The sequence below is a fragment of the Mesobacillus boroniphilus JCM 21738 genome (genome assembly GCF_000517385.1).
In the GTDB taxonomy this organism is placed as follows: Bacteria; Bacillota; Bacilli; order Bacillales; family Cytobacillaceae; genus Mesobacillus; species Mesobacillus boroniphilus.
Genome location: NZ_BAUW01000007.1, coordinates 1 through 20531 on the forward strand (window position 1 = coordinate 1; position 20531 = coordinate 20531).

Annotated in this window: 22 protein-coding genes and 2 pseudogenes; 7 read left to right on the forward strand and 17 right to left on the reverse strand. The window is 41.1% G+C overall.

Going from position 1 to position 20531, the window contains the following annotated elements; genetic code table 11:
• Positions 1-201: 201 nt before the first annotated feature.
• On the reverse strand, positions 202-519 hold the full coding sequence (locus JCM21738_RS03575) for a hypothetical protein (protein WP_023627773.1): 318 nt from the start codon (positions 517-519) through the stop codon (positions 202-204).
• A gap of 181 nt (positions 520-700) precedes the next feature.
• Here JCM21738_RS03575 and JCM21738_RS03580 point away from each other — a divergent pair, with 181 nt between their 5' ends.
• The 5 genes from JCM21738_RS03580 (at position 701) to abc-f (ending at position 3979) form a co-directional block, all read left to right on the forward strand.
• Entirely contained in the window at positions 701-976 is a 276-nt protein-coding gene (locus tag JCM21738_RS03580) for a hypothetical protein (protein ID WP_035208900.1), read from the forward strand.
• A 31-nt stretch (positions 977-1007) separates the two neighbouring features.
• The gene (gene yidC / locus JCM21738_RS03585; protein WP_369385613.1) at positions 1008-1541 is read left to right on the forward strand and encodes a membrane protein insertase YidC; all 534 of its coding nucleotides are present in this window, start codon (positions 1008-1010) and stop codon (positions 1539-1541) included.
• Positions 1517-1822, forward strand: a complete 306-nt coding sequence (locus JCM21738_RS27025) for a YidC/Oxa1 family membrane protein insertase (protein ID WP_369385615.1) — start codon at positions 1517-1519, stop codon at positions 1820-1822. Before yidC ends, JCM21738_RS27025 begins: the two co-directional genes overlap by 25 nt.
• Positions 1823-2258: 436 nt before the next feature.
• Positions 2259-2435 (forward strand): ATP-binding cassette domain-containing protein, encoded by a 177-nt coding sequence (locus JCM21738_RS27030; protein WP_369385616.1) that lies wholly within the window; start codon positions 2259-2261, stop codon positions 2433-2435.
• 20 nt (positions 2436-2455) lie between these two features.
• Positions 2456-3979: a ribosomal protection-like ABC-F family protein gene (gene abc-f / locus JCM21738_RS03590; protein ID WP_035208903.1), complete on the forward strand. Its 1524-nt coding sequence runs from the start codon at positions 2456-2458 to the stop codon at positions 3977-3979.
• 80 nt (positions 3980-4059) lie between these two features.
• On the opposite strand, the gene JCM21738_RS03595 is transcribed toward abc-f, so the two are convergent.
• The 12 genes and pseudogenes from JCM21738_RS03595 to JCM21738_RS03650 form a co-directional block, all read right to left on the reverse strand.
• Entirely contained in the window at positions 4060-4461 is a 402-nt protein-coding gene (locus tag JCM21738_RS03595) for a fluoride efflux transporter FluC (RefSeq protein WP_369385617.1), read from the reverse strand.
• Positions 4406-4795 carry a fluoride efflux transporter CrcB gene (crcB, locus tag JCM21738_RS03600; RefSeq protein WP_023627768.1) on the reverse strand — a complete coding sequence of 130 codons (390 nt, stop codon included), beginning with the start codon at positions 4793-4795 and terminating at the stop codon, positions 4406-4408. The genes JCM21738_RS03595 and crcB overlap by 56 nt, the downstream gene beginning before the upstream one ends.
• 24 nt (positions 4796-4819) lie before the next feature.
• Positions 4820-5404 carry a GNAT family N-acetyltransferase gene (locus JCM21738_RS03605; RefSeq protein ID WP_023627767.1) on the reverse strand — a complete coding sequence of 195 codons (585 nt, stop codon included), beginning with the start codon at positions 5402-5404 and terminating at the stop codon, positions 4820-4822.
• Between the two features lie 120 nt (positions 5405-5524).
• A complete protein-coding gene (locus JCM21738_RS03610) occupies positions 5525-5731 on the reverse strand; it encodes a DUF6501 family protein (protein ID WP_023627766.1) in 207 nt (68 codons plus the stop codon).
• 69 nt (positions 5732-5800) lie between these two features.
• Positions 5801-5959: a hypothetical protein gene (locus JCM21738_RS24145; RefSeq protein ID WP_156315499.1), complete on the reverse strand. Its 159-nt coding sequence runs from the start codon at positions 5957-5959 to the stop codon at positions 5801-5803.
• 152 nt (positions 5960-6111) lie between these two features.
• Positions 6112-6780: an SOS response-associated peptidase gene (locus JCM21738_RS03615; protein WP_023627764.1), complete on the reverse strand. Its 669-nt coding sequence runs from the start codon at positions 6778-6780 to the stop codon at positions 6112-6114.
• Positions 6781-6885: 105 nt separating this feature from the next.
• Positions 6886-7155, reverse strand: coding sequence for a hypothetical protein (locus JCM21738_RS03620; RefSeq protein ID WP_023627763.1), 270 nt, complete (start codon positions 7153-7155; stop codon positions 6886-6888).
• Between the two features lie 173 nt (positions 7156-7328).
• Entirely contained in the window at positions 7329-8423 is a 1095-nt protein-coding gene (locus tag JCM21738_RS03625; protein WP_023627762.1) for a threonine aldolase family protein, read from the reverse strand.
• Entirely contained in the window at positions 8416-8943 is a 528-nt protein-coding gene (locus JCM21738_RS03630) for a GNAT family N-acetyltransferase (protein ID WP_023627761.1), read from the reverse strand. Before JCM21738_RS03630 ends, JCM21738_RS03625 begins: the two co-directional genes overlap by 8 nt.
• Before the next feature lie 8 nt (positions 8944-8951).
• Positions 8952-10592 (reverse strand): AMP-binding protein, encoded by a 1641-nt coding sequence (locus tag JCM21738_RS03635; RefSeq protein WP_031308523.1) that lies wholly within the window; start codon positions 10590-10592, stop codon positions 8952-8954.
• A gap of 152 nt (positions 10593-10744) precedes the next feature.
• Positions 10745-11314 carry an FAD-dependent oxidoreductase gene (locus JCM21738_RS03640; protein WP_023627759.1) on the reverse strand — a complete coding sequence of 190 codons (570 nt, stop codon included), beginning with the start codon at positions 11312-11314 and terminating at the stop codon, positions 10745-10747.
• 323 nt (positions 11315-11637) lie between these two features.
• A pseudogene (locus JCM21738_RS03650) lies at positions 11638-12770 on the reverse strand (MBL fold metallo-hydrolase).
• 282 nt (positions 12771-13052) lie between these two features.
• On the opposite strand from JCM21738_RS03650, the gene sda reads away from it, so the two are divergent.
• Both sda and JCM21738_RS03660 read left to right on the forward strand, forming a co-directional pair.
• Complete coding sequence (gene sda, locus JCM21738_RS03655) at positions 13053-13187, forward strand: sporulation histidine kinase inhibitor Sda (protein WP_023627756.1); 135 nt, start codon at positions 13053-13055, stop codon at positions 13185-13187.
• 290 nt (positions 13188-13477) lie between these two features.
• Complete coding sequence (locus JCM21738_RS03660; RefSeq protein WP_023627755.1) at positions 13478-14386, forward strand: nuclease-related domain-containing protein; 909 nt, start codon at positions 13478-13480, stop codon at positions 14384-14386.
• A 243-nt stretch (positions 14387-14629) separates the two neighbouring features.
• On the opposite strand, the gene odhB is transcribed toward JCM21738_RS03660, so the two are convergent.
• From odhB to mnmH, 4 genes and pseudogenes are all read right to left on the reverse strand, one after another.
• The gene (gene odhB / locus JCM21738_RS03665; protein ID WP_023627754.1) at positions 14630-15922 is read right to left on the reverse strand and encodes a 2-oxoglutarate dehydrogenase complex dihydrolipoyllysine-residue succinyltransferase; all 1293 of its coding nucleotides are present in this window, start codon (positions 15920-15922) and stop codon (positions 14630-14632) included.
• Positions 15909-18764, reverse strand: a pseudogene (sucA, locus tag JCM21738_RS03670) (2-oxoglutarate dehydrogenase E1 component). The gene odhB and the pseudogene sucA overlap by 14 nt, the downstream one beginning before the upstream one ends.
• Before the next feature lie 271 nt (positions 18765-19035).
• Positions 19036-19272 (reverse strand): hypothetical protein, encoded by a 237-nt coding sequence (locus JCM21738_RS03675; protein ID WP_023627752.1) that lies wholly within the window; start codon positions 19270-19272, stop codon positions 19036-19038.
• A 200-nt stretch (positions 19273-19472) separates the two neighbouring features.
• Positions 19473-20531, reverse strand: a complete 1059-nt coding sequence (gene mnmH / locus JCM21738_RS03680) for a tRNA 2-selenouridine(34) synthase MnmH (RefSeq protein WP_023627751.1) — start codon at positions 20529-20531, stop codon at positions 19473-19475.

The window sequence follows — 20531 nt, forward strand, 5'->3', positions numbered from 1 at the left end:
CGCTGAAAAGCTGTCAAAATACATGCAGTTTCATAAAAATTACTAAGTCATTCCGTAGCTATGTTGATTGCGAAACTAGAGAGCAGTTACCTGTTCAAGAAAACCAAGCAGGCTCTGAAATGTAGTAACCATACGCTTGTCATAACCAAATAACATTCTGATACCAAAAAGCCACGAACCTTGAGTCCATGGCTTTATGTCTTATGCTATATTCATATTTTCCTTGTAACCAGGCTCACAGTTGATGCACACAGCTTCGTCGTAATCATCAGTGTTTACGTCCTCTGGATTGTACTCGATCCCACATAATGGGCACTCTACCATTTCTTCCTCAATATATTCCGCTACATTTGAAATAGAATCATTGACCTTGAGCTCTCCCACCCAAACACCGTTGATGCTCGACATTTCTTTTTCAATATATTCATTCGCTGCTTCTTCTGTTTCCCATACACCATGGTCCCACAGCATTTCGTCAGCGTCACCTGAATTGATCATTAATCCGTATACTACTTTCATGATTGCCACCCCTTTTCGTATTGGGAAGTTTGTTTTATATACATAGCCACTATTCTAATTTTTGAAACCCCCACTATCTGGGAAGTGAAACTTTATAAATTTTATTTCGTATATATTATATGAATTGCTCAGAGCCGATTTTTCAAATATAATTGAGCAATGATCGAAAAGAGGTGATGGCATGCTATTGGAAATTTATGCTCAGTCCGTTGATGCAACGGCCGTTTACAGCGCTTATTTGACTTTGCTCATCAGCATGTCGATGTCCGTATTCTGGGTATTGCGTGACACCTCTATTATCGATTCATGTTTACTGCGGATCAGGCTGAAGCCATCCACTTCTGAAACAGCTTTTAAAAATAAAGCTGAACTTGGGTTGAAGTTTCACCTGCAATTTCTTAAGCGAATTAAAATTAAAATTGATCCGGGCGATGAGGACAGCCATTTTCTCCTTTAGTTAATAACTAGATTTAAATAGGAGGAGAAAAATGAAAAAACTTTTCACCATGATTATTGTTCTACTTATACCAGCACTATTAACTGGCTGCCAGGCGTTGACAAGCGAGGGATCGTTCTTCCAGTCAACATTCATCAACCCCTTCACCTGGCTCATCAAGCTATTTGCCGGCATCACTGGCGAAAGTTACGGTCTGGCGATCATTTTGATTACAGTGCTCATCAGGCTGGTGTTAATGCCCTTAATGTTAAAACAATATAAATACCAGCAGAACATGAAAGAAAAGATGGAAGTCCTCAAACCTGAAATGGATGAAATTCAAAAACAGCTTAAAGGGACTAAAGATCCTGCTGAGCAAAGAAAATTACAGCAGGAAATGATGGGGCTCTATCAGAAGCATGGGGTAAATCCCCTCTCTGTTGGCTGTCTGCCGATGCTGGTCCAGATGCCAATTTTGATGGGCCTTTATTATGCGATTAGCGGTTCTGCCGAAATCGCGAGCCACTCCTTCCTCTGGTTCAATCTGGGACATTCTGATATTTGGATCACGCAGCTGCCGGGCTGATTTACTACCTGCAGTTTAAGGTCTCGATGTCCAATGTAACGGAGGAGCAGAAAAAGCAGATGAAATTTATGGGGCTGCTGTCACCCGTTATGATTGTGATGTTTTCATTAAATGCTCCGTCTGCCCTTCCCCTATACTGGACAGTCGGCGGGATGTTCTTGATTATACAAACATTACTGGCTAGAAGGTCTATGCGCAAAAAGAAGATCCAATCAGGGTTGAGAACCAAGTTTAATATACTAATGCCTGGGAAATGCAGCTTCCCAGGCTTTTTAATATAATTAGAAAGAAAAAAAATTACACCTCGAGAATTGTTCAGCTCCAGCGCTTGTCAAGGCTGAACAAGGCGCTTACGGTTTTCCAAGTGGAATTATATGGTTGACACCCAACTTTTCATCAAGTTATACTTTGAATTAATGATATCTGAAGGGAATGGTAAAGAGCCGATGAAATACTAATCTTATTTTCTGCCCGATTTTTCTAATATGAAAAAACGTGTTGCCCGAAAATAGGATTAGTCTGCTCTTTTAGCTATTCCCAGTCGATTTATAACCTGATCAAAGCATGTTGCCTTTTGGCGTAACAATGCTTGTTTTGTGACGTTTGAATCTATTGTGAGTGTAGTGCAGAACCTTCCGGGTGACACCTGGGAGGTTTTTTGATGGATAAAATACTCACCTTCATTCAATAGTTACAAAACGAAAGGTGGAATTTTTTATGACAATCATGAAAATAAGAGGAATTCAGAAGAGCTTTAATGAAAAGCTCATATTACAAAATGCGGAATTTGATATAAAACAATACAGCCGTATTGGACTGGTAGGCAATAATGGCGCCGGCAAGACTACATTGGCGAATATTATATATGGGAGTATCATCCTGATAAAGGAATAATCGACACTTTTAAAAGCAGCTTGAACATTGGCTACCTTAAACAATCCACGGAATATTCCATACATGACTTTGATGACACCAATTCTCTTGCTGAAAACGGGCTCTTTCAGCTTTCAAGTCAGTTAGGTCTTAACAAGGATATTGATTGGGCTGATTCTGATTGGAGTAAGTTAAGCGGCGGTGAAAAATTGAAAATTTCACTTGCAAATATATGGGCAAGCAAGCCTGAACTTCTCATATTAGATGAACCAACAAACCATCTGGACCTGCAAGGATTTGAATGGCTGATTGACGAATTGAAAACTTTTAAAGGCGCCGTAATCATTATTTCCCATGATCGATATTTCCTCGACCGGACCGTGGCAGAAATTATCGAAATCGAGGATGGGTCAACAAAGCTATACAAAGGTAACTACTCTTCTTACCGTCAGGAAAAAGAAAGTTTATATGAAATTCAGCTTCATCAATACGAAATACAGCAAAAACACAAACAACAAATTGAACAGCAAATGGCTAATCTTAAAAACTGGTCTGAAAAAGCCCATCGGGATTCGACGAAACAAGGTTCGGCCTCTGAAAGAAGACAAATAGGATTCAAGGAATACCATCGTGTAAAAGCAAAGAAGATGGATAATCAAATAAAGTCGAAGATGAAACGGCTGAATCAGGAACTTGAAAAGAATGAGGTTACAGCGCCCAAGGAGGAAGCCAAGGTCCGTTTCGAGTTTCAGGATAGGCGAAAGAAAGGAAAACGCATTTTAGAAGCCCGAGAGCTTTCTAAATCCTTCGGCAGCCGCTGTTTGTTTAAAGAGAGCCATTTTTATATGAATCACGGAGAGAGGATGGCGCTGTTAGGGCCAAACGGCAGCGGTAAAACTACTCTGATTAAAATATTGCTTGGAGAAGAAACAGCTACATCAGGTGACGTTTGGATTAGTGAGTCGATAAGGATTGGATACCTCAGCCAGGATGTATCAGACCTCCCTCCCGTTAAAACGGCACTGGAATATACGGGACTTACAGACAGAGAATCAATCGGCAGAGCGAGGACTATTTTTGCTAATATCGGGCTCCCGGAAGAAAAGCTAAAAATCCCAATCATCCACCTGAGCCTTGGAGAGAGGACGAGAGTGAAGTTAGTGATGATGCTCCTGACAGAAATCGATTTGCTGATTCTAGACGAACCGACCAACCATCTCGACTTGGCCAGCAGGGAAAGTCTCGAAAAAACTTTATTAAATTTCCAGGGTTCTATAATGGTCGTCTCACATGATGTTTATTTTCAGGAAAAAATCAGCAATAAACTTCTATTGATTGAAAACGGAAAGATTAGCAGAAAAGAGTATGGCATGAAGGAATTCAACAACCATGACTCTTCTCCGATTGCAGGCAGCAAGGAAAAAGAAGAACAATTGATGGTCCTCCAAAATGAAATCAACGCCATTATTGGCAGACTGTCTTTCATGGCTAAGGGTGAGCCGGGATATGAGCAACTTGACAAGGACCTTGCAGAGCTATTAAGAAGGAAAAGAAATCTATCATAATCTTTATTCATATAGAAATAAAAACTGGCCCTGCAGATGTTAGATTGTGTGTCTAACATCTGGGGTACAGTTTCACATTCTTACAATAATCTTCCAATAACTAGCCCGGCGGCTGCACTTAAGATGCCGCCGACATATGTACTTACTACATACACCACCAAAGCTTTGTCTTCTTTGCTGTTGATTAGCTTGACCAAGTCAACATTCAGTGTGGAAAAAGTGGTGAATGCCCCCATGAAGCCTGTGGCAGTAAAAAGATATAAGGCCCCCTGAATTCCTTGACCAACTATCCACCCAAGCAGAAAAGACCCAAGGATGTTCACAGTGAGTGTAGCGACAGGCAGAACCGATTGTGGCATTAACTTTTGGACACCGAACCTTGAGAGGCTCCAGCCATTCCACCTAAAGCAACCAGAACAAACCCAATCATTTTCCCGCCTCCCTGCCAAGTCCTCCGCCAAGCTTATAACCTGCCGCTGCAAGGATCAACCCGCCAACCGCACTAAGAAGCACATAGAATATTGCCATCCCTATACTGCCGTTCTCTATCATTACCAGAGTTTCAAGGCTGAAGGTCGAGAATGTTGTGAATGATCCTATTAGACCCGTACCAATGGTTGCCGACAATACAGGATTCAGTTTTCTTCTTGCTATGATGCGGGCCGTGAACCACCCTAAGAACAAAGAGCCTGTATAATTGGCAATTAATGTACCCATGGGAAATCCGTTATTAAATAATTCGCTTGTGCTAAGACTGACCAAGTACCGCAAGAGGCTGCCTAACATTCCCCCAAGCCCTACTCCTAGATATACCAATGAAATAACCTTCCTTTTGCACTGCTATTTTCGGTTCAATTTTTCTTGTAATCCTGTCTTAATCTGTGGCCACTCTTCTTTAAGAATGCTAAAGACGACGGTGTCCCTGACATAACCGTCAGCGATAATTCGATGTTTTCGCAACACCCCTTCTTTTTGGGCACCGAGTCGAGCAATAGCATTTTTCGAGCGTACATTCCTGTAATCTGTACAAAATTGCACTCTGTTTACTTCCATTTTTTCAAAAGCATGTTGGAGCATGAGCAATTTTGTTTCTGTATTCACACTTGTTCTCCAGTAATCTGGACTGTACCATGTCCAGCCAATCTCAAGTGATTTATGTGCTTCTGAAATATCAAGATATCTTGAACTGCCAACTATTTTATCTGATTTATTATCGAGAACGATAAATGGTATTTGTGTTCCTTTCTCTCTCTCAACCATTGCCGCTTCAATAACCTTTTTCATGTCTTCTTTGCTTCTGACCTTCGAGGATGTAAATTCCCATATAGACTGGTTTTGCCCGGCTTCCCACAAACCATCAAGCTGACTGGTTTCCATCGGCAAAAGCTTTACAGTTTTACCTTCTAAAGTTACTTTTTTGTCCATCTTCCCAACTCCCAATTGGTTTTATATTCCTTTATAATACCACTGGGGAAGATAGTCTGGGAATTCCTTAAAAAGGATCCCAAACGAAAGGCTGCCCGGTCACCCGGACAGCCTGCGCACTTATTTTACCTCTTCAAAATATTCTTTGTAATAGCCGCCAACCTTGCCGGAATTATCAACAATGAAATAAAATTCCTCGGTTTCATTTTTCACTTCATACACCTTGCCAGTTGTCAGCTTATTATTTACAATGTATTTTTTTGCATTTGTGTGAACGCACTTAAGAGTCTTAATCGTTTCGCGTTCGTGCCAGTTCGTGTGGATCATCTTCTGCACTTCCTTTATATGAGTATCATACTCTATAGTATAAAGAAAAGATGACACAATAGGCAATAGTTAGCTGGCATTCGCTTCCTCGCCGGCTATTTTCAGACCACGGACTTCTGATTGATCAAACGTCATTGTTTCGCCAGTAATGACATTCTCCAAAGTTATATAACAAACATCACAGATTACATCTTTGCGAATATATTGTAAAAAAGAAAAAACGTTCATTTTTGTAAATCAATTCATAAAAACCTGTTTTAGAAAAACCATTCATGTTAACCCCTCTTTCCAGGATATTTTCATCTTGGTGTTTGGCTGTGTAATTCTATACCACAATCAAGACTTGTATTAAACCTCCCGGAGCTAAAGGTAAATTTTCCCTATAAACTGTTGATTGGAGCAATTAGTTCTTTTCCTTCATTTTTGGCCGAATTAATTTCGGTTGAAACTTGGTAAGCATCCATTGCTTCGGCATCGAATGGAACCAGCAGCTTTTTAAGATTTTGAGTTTGGTCCATAGAACGGTCAAGCCATATATCAAGCTTGTCTTCCGGAAGAATCACTGGCATTCTGTCATGAATCTTTTCGGTGATCTTATTCGGACTAGTGGTGATAATCGAGCAGGAAGTAATCTCCTTCCCATCCTTATTCCAATTTTCCCAAAGCCCAGCTAATGCAAAAGGCTTTCTATTTTTCATACCGAATCGGTAGGGCTGTTTTCGTTTTCCTTCTTTTTTCCATTCGTAAAATCCATCAGTAAGGATCAGGCAGCGCCTTTGTTTAAAAGCATGCTTGAAACTCGCTTTTTCATCAACTGTCTCCGCGCGAGCATTAATCATTCTGTAGCCGATTTTTTCGTCATCCGCCCAGAAAGGAATCAATCCCCACCTCATTCTTGTCCCTATCCTGCCTTCCCCATTATCAATCACTGTCAAAATGTCCTGTCCAGGAGCTATATTGTACCTAGCATCAAGTTCATCCCGGAAGTCGAACTGAAATTGTTCCTTCAATGAACCTATATCCTCAAATAATGAAAACCTTCCACACATTTTCTACCCTCCAACCGATGTTTTTTACTATAATTCCCGTCCTTTTCAGGAAGTAACATCTTCTGTCGTAAAAAAATAAGCCATGCTTCTTTGAGCCTGACTTATCTATATTTTTTCAGCATTCAGATTCTTTTTCATTTTTACCCTAAGTGCAATATTCGCTGCTACCAGGAATGGAATGATTGATGAAATTGTAAATCCAAGTGCATAACCTGATATACTTTCATTCAAAACTCTATCATTAATGCTAAAACCTAGAAATGTTATACCGATGCCATCCCCATCCACATGGTCAATGACCGACCAAAGCTCAATCCCTTTAATAAGGAATAAAACACTTATGATCGACAGCAATAAAACCCATAGCCATCTCATACGACCATACCTCCAAAATCCCTAAACCCTTATACAAGTTCAGGTGTATACACTATATTATAGGGAGTTATGGTATTAATTAATATAAAGCCGGCACAGTTGTAACAAAATGTTCAAAATGTTGTTCTTATTTTCGTCAATAAGGTGCTAATTGTTTGCAAAATTAAAAACACTCAAAAAGAAAATTTGTTCTTCATCAATCTATCCAGCTGCAGAAATGCATTTTTCACAGCTGCTTTTGGAAATTCTTGATAACGGTCCCCAATGCTCACCTCAAAATAAGATGAAGATTCCCCAGTTGCCTTCAGGTGATTAATGATTCCCACTCCTGTTTCGCGTATCACTTCTGCCAAAATTGGTTCTATCTCCTCTTTAGAATGAGGAAAATGGACATGAAACATGTTTGAAACAGGAATTTTTGGCAGCGTGGTTACATTGTGACAAGAATTATAAAAACCTGCAAGCTCCTTTGCATTTTCATAATACTCCGTCATTTTGTGTAATCTCTGATCGAAATAATAGTCTGCTGAAATAATATATGGGTACAAGCTAATCAAATCGCCGCCATATCTTCTTTTCCAGACCTTTGATTTACCAATGAACTTATCCTCGCCCGCCAGGATTGCACCGGCAACCCCTCCGATTCCCTTGTAAAAAGAGAGATAGACACTGTCAAAAAGTTCGCACACTTCAGTTACTGTCTTCTCATAATAGGGCAGCACTTCCAGGAGTCTGGCTCCATCAAGGTGAAGCTTGATGCCATTCTTTCGGCAATATCTTGAAATTCCTACTAGAGTTTCATAGCCAGGCAGTTGTCCGCCTATTTCCCTTTGCGGCAATTCCAGCAAAAGGCAAGCAACATCCTCATCCATGGATACAACGTCATCAAGCTCGATAACACGTGTTTCGTCTGCAAGCAAAATTGTCTTGATATTATGTAATTCCTTTAGTCCATCCTCTTCATGAATTTCAAGGTGACTTAACGGATGGTAGGCTACTTTTTGCAATCCTATTTCTTCACACCAAATACGCAATGCGATTTGCTGGGCCATCGTTCCGCTCGGAAAGAAAACTGCCTTCTCCTTGCCCAGGAAAGCTGCGATTTTATCCTGAAACTCTTCGATTACCTTTCCAGTTCCGTAAATATCACTATCAAGCTGTCCGTCGATATTTTCAAATGCATCCTTTAGTACTTGAACGTTTCGTCTGCCATTTCCTGGCAATTGGTATGTCGATTTATTAAAAGCATCCTGTAATTCATTAGTCATTGTTTATTCTCCTGTTCAGGTTATTAACCCGCCCCATCATAATCATATTATAATACTTTCCGTCAGAAAGCAGCTTGTCATCCTTCAGGATACCCTCGACATCAAATCCAAGCTTTTGATAAAGTCTCAGAGCATTTTCATTGGACTCCATCACATTGAGAGTCATTTTTCTAAACCCGTTCTCGCCTGCCAAGGAAATCGACTCCTGCAACAGGTTTTTGCCGACCCCATAGCCCCAGAATTCTTTCAAAACACCTACGCCGAGTTCCACCTTGTGCCTAAACCTTTTCAGATCATTACCAGCACATCTTGAAAACCCAATTAGCCTTCCATTCGTTTCAGCTACCAAAAATATGTTTCTAGCACTCTCACTGTCTGCTTTTATAATAGATTGTAAGCCCTGCGGATCAATGAATGCCTCTCCTGGTTCCCTGTCAAGATTTTCCGTTTCACCATCGATTTGCAGTCTTAAATCAGACAATGCTGCTGCTTCCGCTTCTACTGCTGATCGGAATTCCATCCTCTCTTTTATACATTCTTGAGCTCTTCGACTACTTCCATCGCCTGTTCTCTTAGCTTGAACTTTTGAATTTTTCCTGAAGCGGTCATTGGATAGCTTTCGGTGAATTCTATATATCTCGGAATTTTGTGCTTCGAAATTTTGCCTTTGCAATATTCTTTGATTTCTTCAGCTGTGGCTGATTCTCCATCTTTTAAAATGATCCATGCCATGACTTCCTCACCATATACACTGTCAGGGATTCCTACGACCTGCACATCAAGGACTTTTGGATGTCTGTAAAGGTATTCTTCGATTTCGCGTGGATAGATATTTTCCCCGCCTCTGATGATCATATCCTTTAGTCTGCCGGTTACACGGCAATAGCCATTTTCATCCATTACTGCCAGGTCTCCTGTGTGGAGCCAACCTTCCGCATCAATCGCTTCCCTCGTTGCGTCAGGATTTTTATAATATCCGTCCATGACATGGTAGCCACGTGTGCATAGTTCCCCCTGAACTCCCCTTGGAACTTCCTCCATCGTGCCTGGCTTGACGATTTTCACCTCGACCTCAGGCAGGGCTTTTCCAACAGTTTCAACCCTCAATTCTAGTGGATCATTCGTCCTTGTCTGCGTTATAACAGGAGAAGATTCGGTTTGACCGTAGGCAATTGTTATTTCCGTGGCTCCCATTTTTTCATTTACAGCTTTCATCACTTCAATCGGACAATTGGATCCAGCCATGATACCTGTTCTTAAGGAAGACAGGTCATATTTTTCAAACTCTGGATCATTCAGCTCGGCGATGAACATGGTTGGAACACCGTGAAGCGCTGTACATTTTTCTTTTTCAACAGTCTCAAGAACTGCTTTTGGACTGAATTCCTGTACCGGAACCATTGTTGCGCCCACTGTTGCACAAGCCAGCGTACCCATGACACAACCGAAGCAATGGAAAAATGGCACCGGAATACAAAGTCTATCCTGATCCGTAAGTTTCATTGCATTTGCAACATTAAACGCGTTATTGACAATATTGCTGTGAGTCAGCATTACACCCTTTGGAAAACCAGTCGTACCTGAAGTATACTGCATATTGATGACTTCACTCTGCTTCAGGGTTGCCATTTGCTTGTCGAGTTCTTCCTCTGTCACACCATCGGCCATATCCAGGATATCCTGCCAGCTGTATGTCCCCGGGAAACGCTTTTCTCCCATTACAATGACATTTTTTAAATAAGGCAGAGTGCTGCTTTCCAGCTTGCCTGGTTCACTCGTTTTTAGCTCTGGAACAATTTCGTACACCATGTCAATATAAGAAGCGTCTTTATATTGTTCCATCAATATAATTGTCGTGGAATCTGACTGTTTTAGAAGATATTCCAATTCAGCAGTCCGATAATTTGTGTTGACAGTAACAAGAACTGCACCCATCTTTCCGGTTGCAAACTGGGATACCACCCATTCCGGGGTATTAGAAGACCAGGCAGCAATATGCTCACCTTTTTTCACTCCCAGTTTCATCAATCCTCTGGCAGCTTTGCGGCATAACATATTGAACTCTTTGTAATTCATCCTCAGGTTACGGTCAGCATAAACAACCGCTTCATGTTCTGGGTACTTTTTGGCTTGAACCTCCAATAATTCACCTACAGTATATGGCAGCAAGTTCTCCAATCTTTTAACCTCCTAAATAAGTTAAATATGTAAGCGTTTAACTATAACTATATCATCTTAGTTTGAATATTCAATATTTTTGGAATGTATTCCTCCCTTTTTCCTAAAATAAAAAAAAACAGGGAAAATTCCCTGCTTCATCATTATTTATCGTGCCACATATAAGTTTTTCCAGTTTCCTTTGACACTATCGATATACCTATAGAAGAGCCATGTCCTGCAGCAATGACAGATTGACTCGAGAGACCCGCTAACAAGCTAGTGATATAAAGGTTAGGGAGTTTTGTAGTTCCATCCTGATCAATGCCCAATACCTTTTTAATTTTCCCGCTTGGTACCTTCTCATTTACTGCCAGCTCGAACCCAAGGCTTTCAAGCAATGAAGTTTGAAGATTCGTGGCAATAACCAAATGCTTTGAAACAATCTCTTTGCCGTCAGTCAAAATAACCGAATAGACGTCATCATTCTTTTTGACAGTTTCCACTGCCCCCTCAATCCATTCAGTGCCAGCAGCGATAGCCTGGTCTTTAATGGTGTCGAGGAGTTCTAAACCGGTGATTTCTTTGATTCCTGGATAATTAAAAAGTTTCGAAACTTGTTTGATCTGGGATTTCCCTGAATCGATGACTGCAGTTTTCAGCCCGCCCTGGGCAGTGTAGATTGCCGCCGATCCACCTGAAATCCCTCCTCCAACCACTAATACATCTAGCATTTAATACTCCTCCTGATTCAACTGTTACCAAAGTATGTAACCTCCCTTTCATTAAAAAGGGAGGGAAATCACTATCAAAATAATTTAGAAATCAAATAAATGACTCCTGCCAGGAGCCATACGTACGTGGCCGGTCATATAGGGGGAAAGCCGGAAAACTTTCCTTTTCCCTCTTCACCTGTACGATTTGGTCCAATGCCTCAGGACCCGCCTGCACAATGTTTGTTTTCCTTATTCTCTTCCAAATTCTCACCTCACAAGCATATACGAGCACATCAGTAATGATAAAAAGAGGAAAGCACTGCTCTCCTCTATTTTTATTTTTAATGAGTGTGGTGAACAGCGCAGCGGTTAGGGCCGATTTCAAGCTCCATCGCTTCTTCTGCTGTCACTTCTTTTACACCCCGGTTGATCGCAACAATATCTTCAAAATTCGGTGGTGTTTCGCTGGATGCTGATTGTGCTACATGGTCGACAAACTCTTCAACTGTTTTGCCTTCCATGATTTCATTTTGCTTACGGATCAAACCTAATTGGCTTCCAATGAAACCTTCTGCATTTACTTCGTCATCAAATGCAGCATAGTGACCAGGCAATACAATAACGTCATCCGCAATTTGAGATACTTTGCTGTAGACTGTTTCATAAAGATCTTTTGCCCACTCAACAGCTTTTCCGCCTAAATCAGGACGGCCTAGACCATTAACAAAAATAGTGTCTCCTGAGAATAAAAGTTTATTATTAACAAAGAACGAAACACTTCCAGGAGTATGACCTGGCGTCTTAACAGCCAATACTTCGAGTGTGATATTCTCAAATTCAATTTTATCATGCTGCTCCAGCGCTTCAAAGTCAAAGACTGCGCCTTCACTCTTCATCAAATAATATTTTGCACCAGTGTTATCAGCTAGCTGCTTGCCTCCTGATAAGTGGTCAGCATGCAAATGTGAATCCACTATATGAGTGATTTTTACATTTTCCTTTTCAGCAATTGCAGTGTAACGGTTTGTAAACTTGATGGGTCCACTACAAGTGCCTCGTTTTCGGATAAGACCATATAAGATAGGCAGCCTTTGCCGACACGGATAAATTGAAGGACCTTAATTTTGTCATCTTTATATACTTCAACTGGATATAAGTATTCGCTCCATGACTTCATGCCGCCTGAAAGGTAAGAAACTTCAAATCCAGCATCAGCAAGCATTTCAGCCACCATTACTGAAGAGCCTTCTTTAGCACAAATCACTACGATGTCTTTATCCTTTGGAAGCTGATCAACAACTTCATCTACACCATCGATTAAGTCGAAGTAAGGGATATTGAGGTATTCAATATTTTCTCCTTCAACCTTCCAGTCTTCAAAGTCCTTTACATTTCTTACATCAAAAATGAAAAACTCTTTCTTGTTTACTACCCATTCATTCAATTTTTCAGCATTGATAGCCTGCATTCCCATAATAATTCCTCCCATGTAAAAAATTGATAAAGTCGAGTATCAAATCCCCGCCTAATACCCTTATGGGTATATATTATAATTTCGAATAATAAAATGCAAGCTTTTTTTGTTTAATAATGTGACTATGGTGTTTTGTTCGTTCGCTGTCTTACAAAACAAGAAAATATTTCTAAAAAAAATTGTTCATAATGGGTTTTCAAATCCTAAATAAACCTTTACAATGAATGAAACTATACAATATAGTTTGAAAATTCAATCCATTCTTACCGAGGAGGAATGCAAATGAAAATTATGAGCAATGAACAGTTGGTGGTCTCGTATCGTGATGCATTAAAGTCGGAAAGTGATAAAGAATGGGCAAAAGTTTTGAAAACAGAAATATCCAAAAGAGGACTAAGGCCGTTTAAAAACCGTTAAAGCGAAACATTTTGTACACCAGTGACAAAGCCGCTTGCTGCCATATAGGCAGTTGAGCGGTTTTTTGTTTCTTTGATAAACGTAAAACTAGCATTTGCACGGTTATCCGGGGAGAAAGCAAGCTCCTTTCCTTCACATTACACGGTGAAAATAAGCTGCGTTGGTGCCACATTACACTGTGAAAAGTCAAGATCCTTTGCTTCCATAATATATTGATGAAAGTTAACAAAAAATTCACATATCTGATTGTGAGTATAGCTTAAAATTAGCTTATAGAGAGGAAGTGGACCATGCTACTAAAAGCACGCACTGAACCAATGGAATTAATCGTATTACGGCATTTAAACAGACGAATGGAGTTATCTTCGCAGGATAAGTTCCAGCTATGGACTATGGAGAAGGGGTTTACCGGAGAAGTGTTATTCGACCAGTTGACCGAAACCATCGCGGAAGAAAGGTATATCATCGATGATCTCCTGCTTAAAGTGAACAATTCATTTTTCCAGCTTGATAAAGTAATCATTTCGCAGGATGGAGTATATCTTATCGATATTAAATATCACGAAGGTGATTACTATCTGGAAGGGGATAAATTATATTCCGTCCGCAGTAATCGAGAATACAAAAACCCCATCATTCAGTTGACTCGGAGTGAGACTCTTTTCCGCCAGCTGCTACAAAACCTCAAGATGAATCACCTAGTCCGTGCCTCCGTCATATTCAACAATCCTGAGTTCACCTTATACCATGCCCCAATGGATCAACCACTCATTCTGCCAACACAAATAAATCGATTCCTAAAAGAGTTAAACAGTACCCCCTCTAAATTGGATGAAAGCCACAAGAAACTAGCCCAAGCATTGCTTTCCCTGCATCAGGTGAAGAATCCATTCGCCACTCTGCCTGATTATCAATATGAACGACTGGAAAAAGGGATGCTTTGCTGGAAATGCGGGTCTCTGAATACCGAAATCAGTGTTTACGACCTAGTTTGCGGAAAGTGCGGTACACGTGAAAGAATTGAAAAGGCAATCGTACGGCATATAGAAGAAATCAAGGTGCTGTTTCCTGAAAAGAAAATCACCACGCAAACCGTCTATGAGTGGTGTAATGGGAAAGTTAGTAGGAGAACGTTTTTGAGAGTGTTGAAGAAGAACTATAGAGCAGTTGGAATGACTAAGGATTCCTATTTTGAGTGAATTAAGAAAGGGTCTGGATCAGGGAGCGATTCTTAACAGATTTGAGGAAATAATAATAAATTCTTGACAGCTTTGGACGCTGGACCCTGAAACCTGTCACAATAATCATGTTTTCTTGACAGCTTTGGCCCTACACCCTGAAACCTGTCACAATAATCACGTTTTCTTGACAGCTTTGGTATTTCATAGAGTTCAACCGCAAAAAAGCACTGCCAATAAAATCCCCGGCAGTGCTTCTAATAGTTATCCCTGTAACAACAGTGATTCTGGGTCTTCCATCAGTTCCTTAATGCGCTTTAAGAAGGTGACGGCTTCTTTGCCATCAACAATCCTATGGTCATAAGATAATGCGATGTACATCATCGGCCTGTTTTCCATTCGTTCTTTATCGATCGCAACGGGGCGCAGCTGGATTGTGTGCATTCCGAGTATCCCTACTTGCGGACCATTGATGATCGGTGTTGATAGCAATGATCCAAATACGCCTCCATTTGTAATCGTAAAGCTTCCTCCCTGTAGATCCTTCAAGGAAAGTTTATTTGTGCGAGCCTTTTCAGCTAGTTCGTTAATATCATTTTCAATCTCGGCAAAGTTTTTCCTGTCTGCGTCCCTAATGACTGGGACAACAAGTCCTTCATCTGCTGCGACCGCGACTCCAATGTCATAGAACTTTTTGAGGACGACTTCGTCTCCCTGGATTTCAGCATTCAAGTACGGAGTCTTTTTCAATGCGGCTACAACTGCTTTTGTAAAAAATGACATGAACCCTAAGCGAACATCATTCTCCTCATAGAAACGGTCCTTCCATTTCTTTCTTAGCTCCATAACAGCCGTCATATCGATCTCATTGAAGGTCGTAAGCATTGCTGCTGTCTGTTGAACCTCAACCAGCCTGTTGGCAATAGTCTGGCGTCTCCGTGACATCTTGATTCGCTCAACCCGGCTATCATCATCTGATTTGCCGGCAGGAGCAGCCTTTGGAGCAGCGGTTTTTTCACCAGCTGGCTTTTGGTTATTTTTTTGCCCTGGAGAATATGACTCTACATCCTGTTTTCTCACTCTGCCAAGCGGATCCTGGGAAGCTACCTTGCTCAAATCAATGCCCTTTTCCCTTGCCAATTTTCTTGCTGCTGGTGAAGCGATAATCCGCTCCGACGCCACATCGTTACTAGACTGGTCAGCAGCAGCCTTGTTCTCATTGTTTTGTCCCTCGACCGAGCCATTTTCATGCTTAGCAGGTTCATCCGGAGATTCGGTTTCCCTGCCCGCTTCTGTACTATGCTGATCGCCTGCTGCGCTGCCCTGTTCGCCTACAATGGCGATTGCTTCGCCAACCTTCACTGTATCCCCTTCTTCAGCGAGGAGTTCAGTTAATACTCCATCATAGTCAGAGATAATTTCGACATTAACTTTATCGGTCTCCAGTTCAACGACATATTCACCTTTCTGGACTTGCTCACCCTTTTTTTTCAGCCATTGGGCAATCGTTCCCTCGGTGATTGATTCAGCTAATTCAGGAACTTTAATCTCTGCCATTTTCATTTCCTCCTCCATTTGTCCTTGTCAGTGCGTCATTTATAATTCTTGCCTGCTCCAACTTGTGGATGTTTGGATCTCCCTCTGCCGGACTTGAACGTCTTCTTCTGCCAAAATAGGAAACTTCCAGCCCGTTCGGCGCTGCTTCATTGATTCTTGGCTCAACAAACGTCCATGCTCCCATATTCTTCGGCTCTTCCTGAACCCAGAAAATTTCTTTTAAGTTCGGATAACTTCCTAATTTTTCTTTTAATTGTTCAAGCGGGAAAGGATAGATTTCCTCGATTCTCAATACATGAAGCCATCCATGCTCTTCCGGCTGTATCTTTTCAGCGATGTCTATGCTCATTTTTCCAGTGCATAATACCACCCGCTCCACTTTTTCCGGCTGGCCGCCAAGCTCTGGCTGTTCGATGATCGGCTTGAAGCTGCCTTCTGCCAATTGTTGTGGATCCGCTGCAACCGTAGTGTTTCTCAACAGACTCTTAGGTGTCATCAAAACCAGCGGGCGAACAGCTTCCTTCCTTAAAATCGCCGCCTGTCTCCTAAGAATATGGAAATATTGAGCCGCAGAAGAAAGGTTCGCAACTGTCCAGTTATTTTCAGCCGCGAGTGTTAAAAATCTTTCTACTCTTCCGCTGGAATGCTCCGGCCCCTGACCTTCATATCCGTGTGGCAGAAGCATGACTAGACCTGATTTTTGTCCCCACTTCGCCCTGCCAGCAGCCACGAATTGGTCGAACAGTACCTGGGCAGCATTGGCAAAATCACCATATTGCGCTTCCCAAAGGACTAAAGTTTCTGGAGCGAATACGTTGTACCCATATTCAAAGCCCACTACAGCCGCTTCAGAAAGCGGGCTATTATGAATAGAGAAGGACGCTTTTGCTCCCGGCAAAACATGGAGCGGTGAAAATTGCTCGCCAGTTTCGCTTTCATGCAGAACAAGGTTTCTCTGGGCAAAGGTTCCTCTCTCAGAATCCTGTCCAGTAAGTCTGACTGGTGTTCCATCTGTTATTATGGAAGCAAACGCCAAAGTTTCTGCCAGGCCCCAATCTATTTTACCGCCCTTAGAAAATGCATCCTTTCTTCTTTGGAGGATCTTCTCTAATTTATTGAAGACATTGAATCCTTCTGGCCAATTTAGGAGTTCACTATTTATTTTTCTTAGTATCTCGATTGGCACACCTGTTTCTATCTGTGGTATTCCCATTTCCACTTCATCAGGGATATCTGTTTTCGTTCGTTACTTCCTTTTCTTTTTTTGGAACTTTTTCGTATGCTTCTGTCAGCCTTGTTGATACTTTCTGTTCGATTTCAGTTCTTGTCTGTTCCGACATAGCACCTTGGTCTATGAGTTTATCACCATAGATTTTTTTTACCGTAGGATGTTTGTGGACAAGCACATACATTTCAGGATTTGTCGTCATTGGCTCATCCATTTCGTTATGGCCAAATCGTCGATACCCAATCAGGTCAATCAAGAAATCCTTCCCGAAAATCCTTCTGTACTCAAATGCCAGCCTGGCTGCCATCAAGCATGCCTCAGGGTCATCTGCATTGACATGAATGATCGGGATTTCATATCCCTTCGCAAGATCGCTAGCATAACGAGTGGAACGAGAATCCATTGATTCGGTTGTGAATCCGATCGTGTTATTTGCGATAACATGAATCGTTCCGCCAGTTTTATAACCGTGCAAACGGCTTAGGTTCAGCGTTTCAGCCACAATTCCCTGACCCGGGAATGCAGCATCACCATGGATAAGGATAGCCATTGCTTTTACTGGGTCATATTTCGCGTAACCCGGTTCATTCCTGTCATCCTGCGCAGCGCGCGTAAAGCCCTCAACACTGCACCGGCAAATTCCAGGTGACTAGGGTTATTGGCCAGTGTCAATCTAGCATTCGCTGTGTTATCCGATTTAATTTTCCGGTCGAGGCCAAGGTGATATTTAACATCGCCAGTCCAGCCGAAATTAATTCCAATCGAACCTTCTGAAGGAACAAGTTCTTTGTTTGGAGCATGCTGGAATTCAGCAAAAATCATTTCATATGGTTTACCTAAAACATGGGCAAGGATATTCAACCTTCCCCTATGGGCCATGCCAATATTGATTGTTTCAACACCATTATTGACTGCTCCACTGATGACTTCATCAAGAAGCGGAACCATTGAATCCAAGCCTTCGATTGAAAACCTCTTTTGTCCGACAAAAGTTCGGTGCAAATACTTTTCGAAATTCTCAACCTCTGTAAGACGTTCGTATAATCTGGTTTTTCTTTCATTTTCAACTTTAGGAATTAGTTCACCAGACTCAACCTTCTGCCTCAGCCACTCCTTTTCAGCCATTTCATTTACATGTTCAAATTCGTAAGCAATCGTATCGGAGTAAACCTTCTTAAGAAATTGAAAAGCTTCTTTTCCATTTTTAATTGATGAAGGAGCATTAGGGCATATGAGCTCAACAGGCATATCCGTCAAATCAGCTTCAGCTAATCCCCATTTCTCATAATCCTCAAGTTGCGGATCTTTGCTGCCAAACTGCAATGGGTAAATATTTGCAGATAAATGGCCGTAAGAACGGATATAATCAGCATATCTTAATACAGCTGCGATTTTCGCCGGAGATCCTGCCGTCTTTCCTGTAGAAATAACTTGATTACTCTCATTTGAAAATGAAGTTTCAAGTTCAGAATTTTGTTCAAAATATTCCCTGATATCGGCATCAACGGAATCAGGATCTTGTAGGAACATTTCATATAATTCTTCGACATACCCTTGGTTCGGCCCATGAAACCCCGGCCATTTTGCCCTGTTTCCCGAAACTGGCTTTTTCACAAAAAAACCCCCTTGCCAATTCTATATTCACTATTTATTTGTTACCCTGTAGTACTCATTTTTAACTGCAAAATCAAAGAATAATAATATTATTCAGACATCAACCGTTTACATTAATATTCTAACATGATATTTTATTTTAACCAAAGGTTTTGACTATCGTGATAGTGTTATTTCAATAACGGACTTTTATTATTTTAGAAAAACTACTCCATTTAAAAAAAGACAAAAAAAAACCGGTTAAACCGGCTTTTGAATTTGTTGCTTATATCTATAAACTCATCAAAGTAGCATACATATTTTTCGGTGCAAAGAGGTTATTTCTTTTTTCAATCTGACTAGGCTCGATCATTTCACTATGTTCTACAGGCAATTCAATATGCCCGCATGTAATGCACTTTTGAAACCTTGATCCAGCGGTAAAAGTATCTACACCATCATTGGTAGTGAATCCAACACTCTCTTCGTGCAATGAAAAACGGTGGTTGCAATTTTTCGATTCGCGCATATCTCATCCTCCTATTTAAATATCCACATTCTAATTATATAACAAATATTCGGATATTTTACGTGACAAAAATCATAATTTTAAGGTCAATCTGTTAATTAAATTTCACCGCAAAATGAAAGCTTCCAGGCCTAGAACAAAAAAAGAAAAAGGAAAGCAGTTAACTGCTTTCCTTCTTTAATTACCTTTTTTAATCCATTTTAAACCGCAGTTGAGTCAGAAAATGTCTTCTGTATTTCTTTTACAATATTAACTATAACATCCGGGTCGTCTGAATCGATTTCTTTGAACGGTCCCTCATATTCCAGAAGGGCATGGTTATAGCGCGGATCATAATAATGTACCAGTAATATCTTAATTAATTCTTTATAGTTTTTTTCTTCCATGGCAAATGCGAGGGATGGTGAAACATCATGATTTATTCGCTTAATTAGTTTCGATACCTTCTCCCTGACTTCCTCTTCAAACCAGGCTTCTCCCTGGAAAGGTTGTACATATTCATTGTATATCCGTTCGACCCTTTTAGGTATTGAGCTTTTTACAAGGTAATGTATTCCATTCACCTTTTTCTCCAGCATTTCTTCCGGCTGAGCTGCACGCCCGATTCTTTTGCTCTCCGCTTCAATGATAAAGTAGTTGGAACCTTTTATTTCATTCAGCCTTTCAAATAACAAAGCATCAAATGTTTTTTGATTGTGTGCCTCTCCCTTGCCAATCATGCCAAAAATGGATCCTCTGTGGTTTGCCATTTTTTCCAGGTCAACAACAGGATATCCCTTATCCTGGAGAGCCTGCAATATGTCGGTTTTGCCAGTACCAGTCATACCATGCAGAACGATGACTTTTTCGGGCATAAGTTGAGGAATCCTTTCCAGAATATATTCCCTGTATGCCCGATAACCGCCCTCCAGGCGCAATGCAGGAATTCCTGCGTATTCAAGGAAGGATGCTACAGACTTGCTCCTCATCCCGCCTCTCCAACAATGAATTACAGGCTCAGCACCTGACTTCTTGAGGTCCTTAATTTCACCAAGCAAGTGTGGAAGCTTTGGAGAAACAATCTCCATAGCACGCCATTTGGCAGCCTCTTCACCAGATTGCTTATAAAGCGTCCCTATCTCTTGCCTTTCCTCATCTGTGAATAATGGTATATTGACCGACCCGGGTATTGCCGAATCACGATGCTCGATTGGCGCCCTGACATCGACTGGTATAAATTCTTTTGAGCTGAATAATTCTTGTACCGATATGTCCTTCAT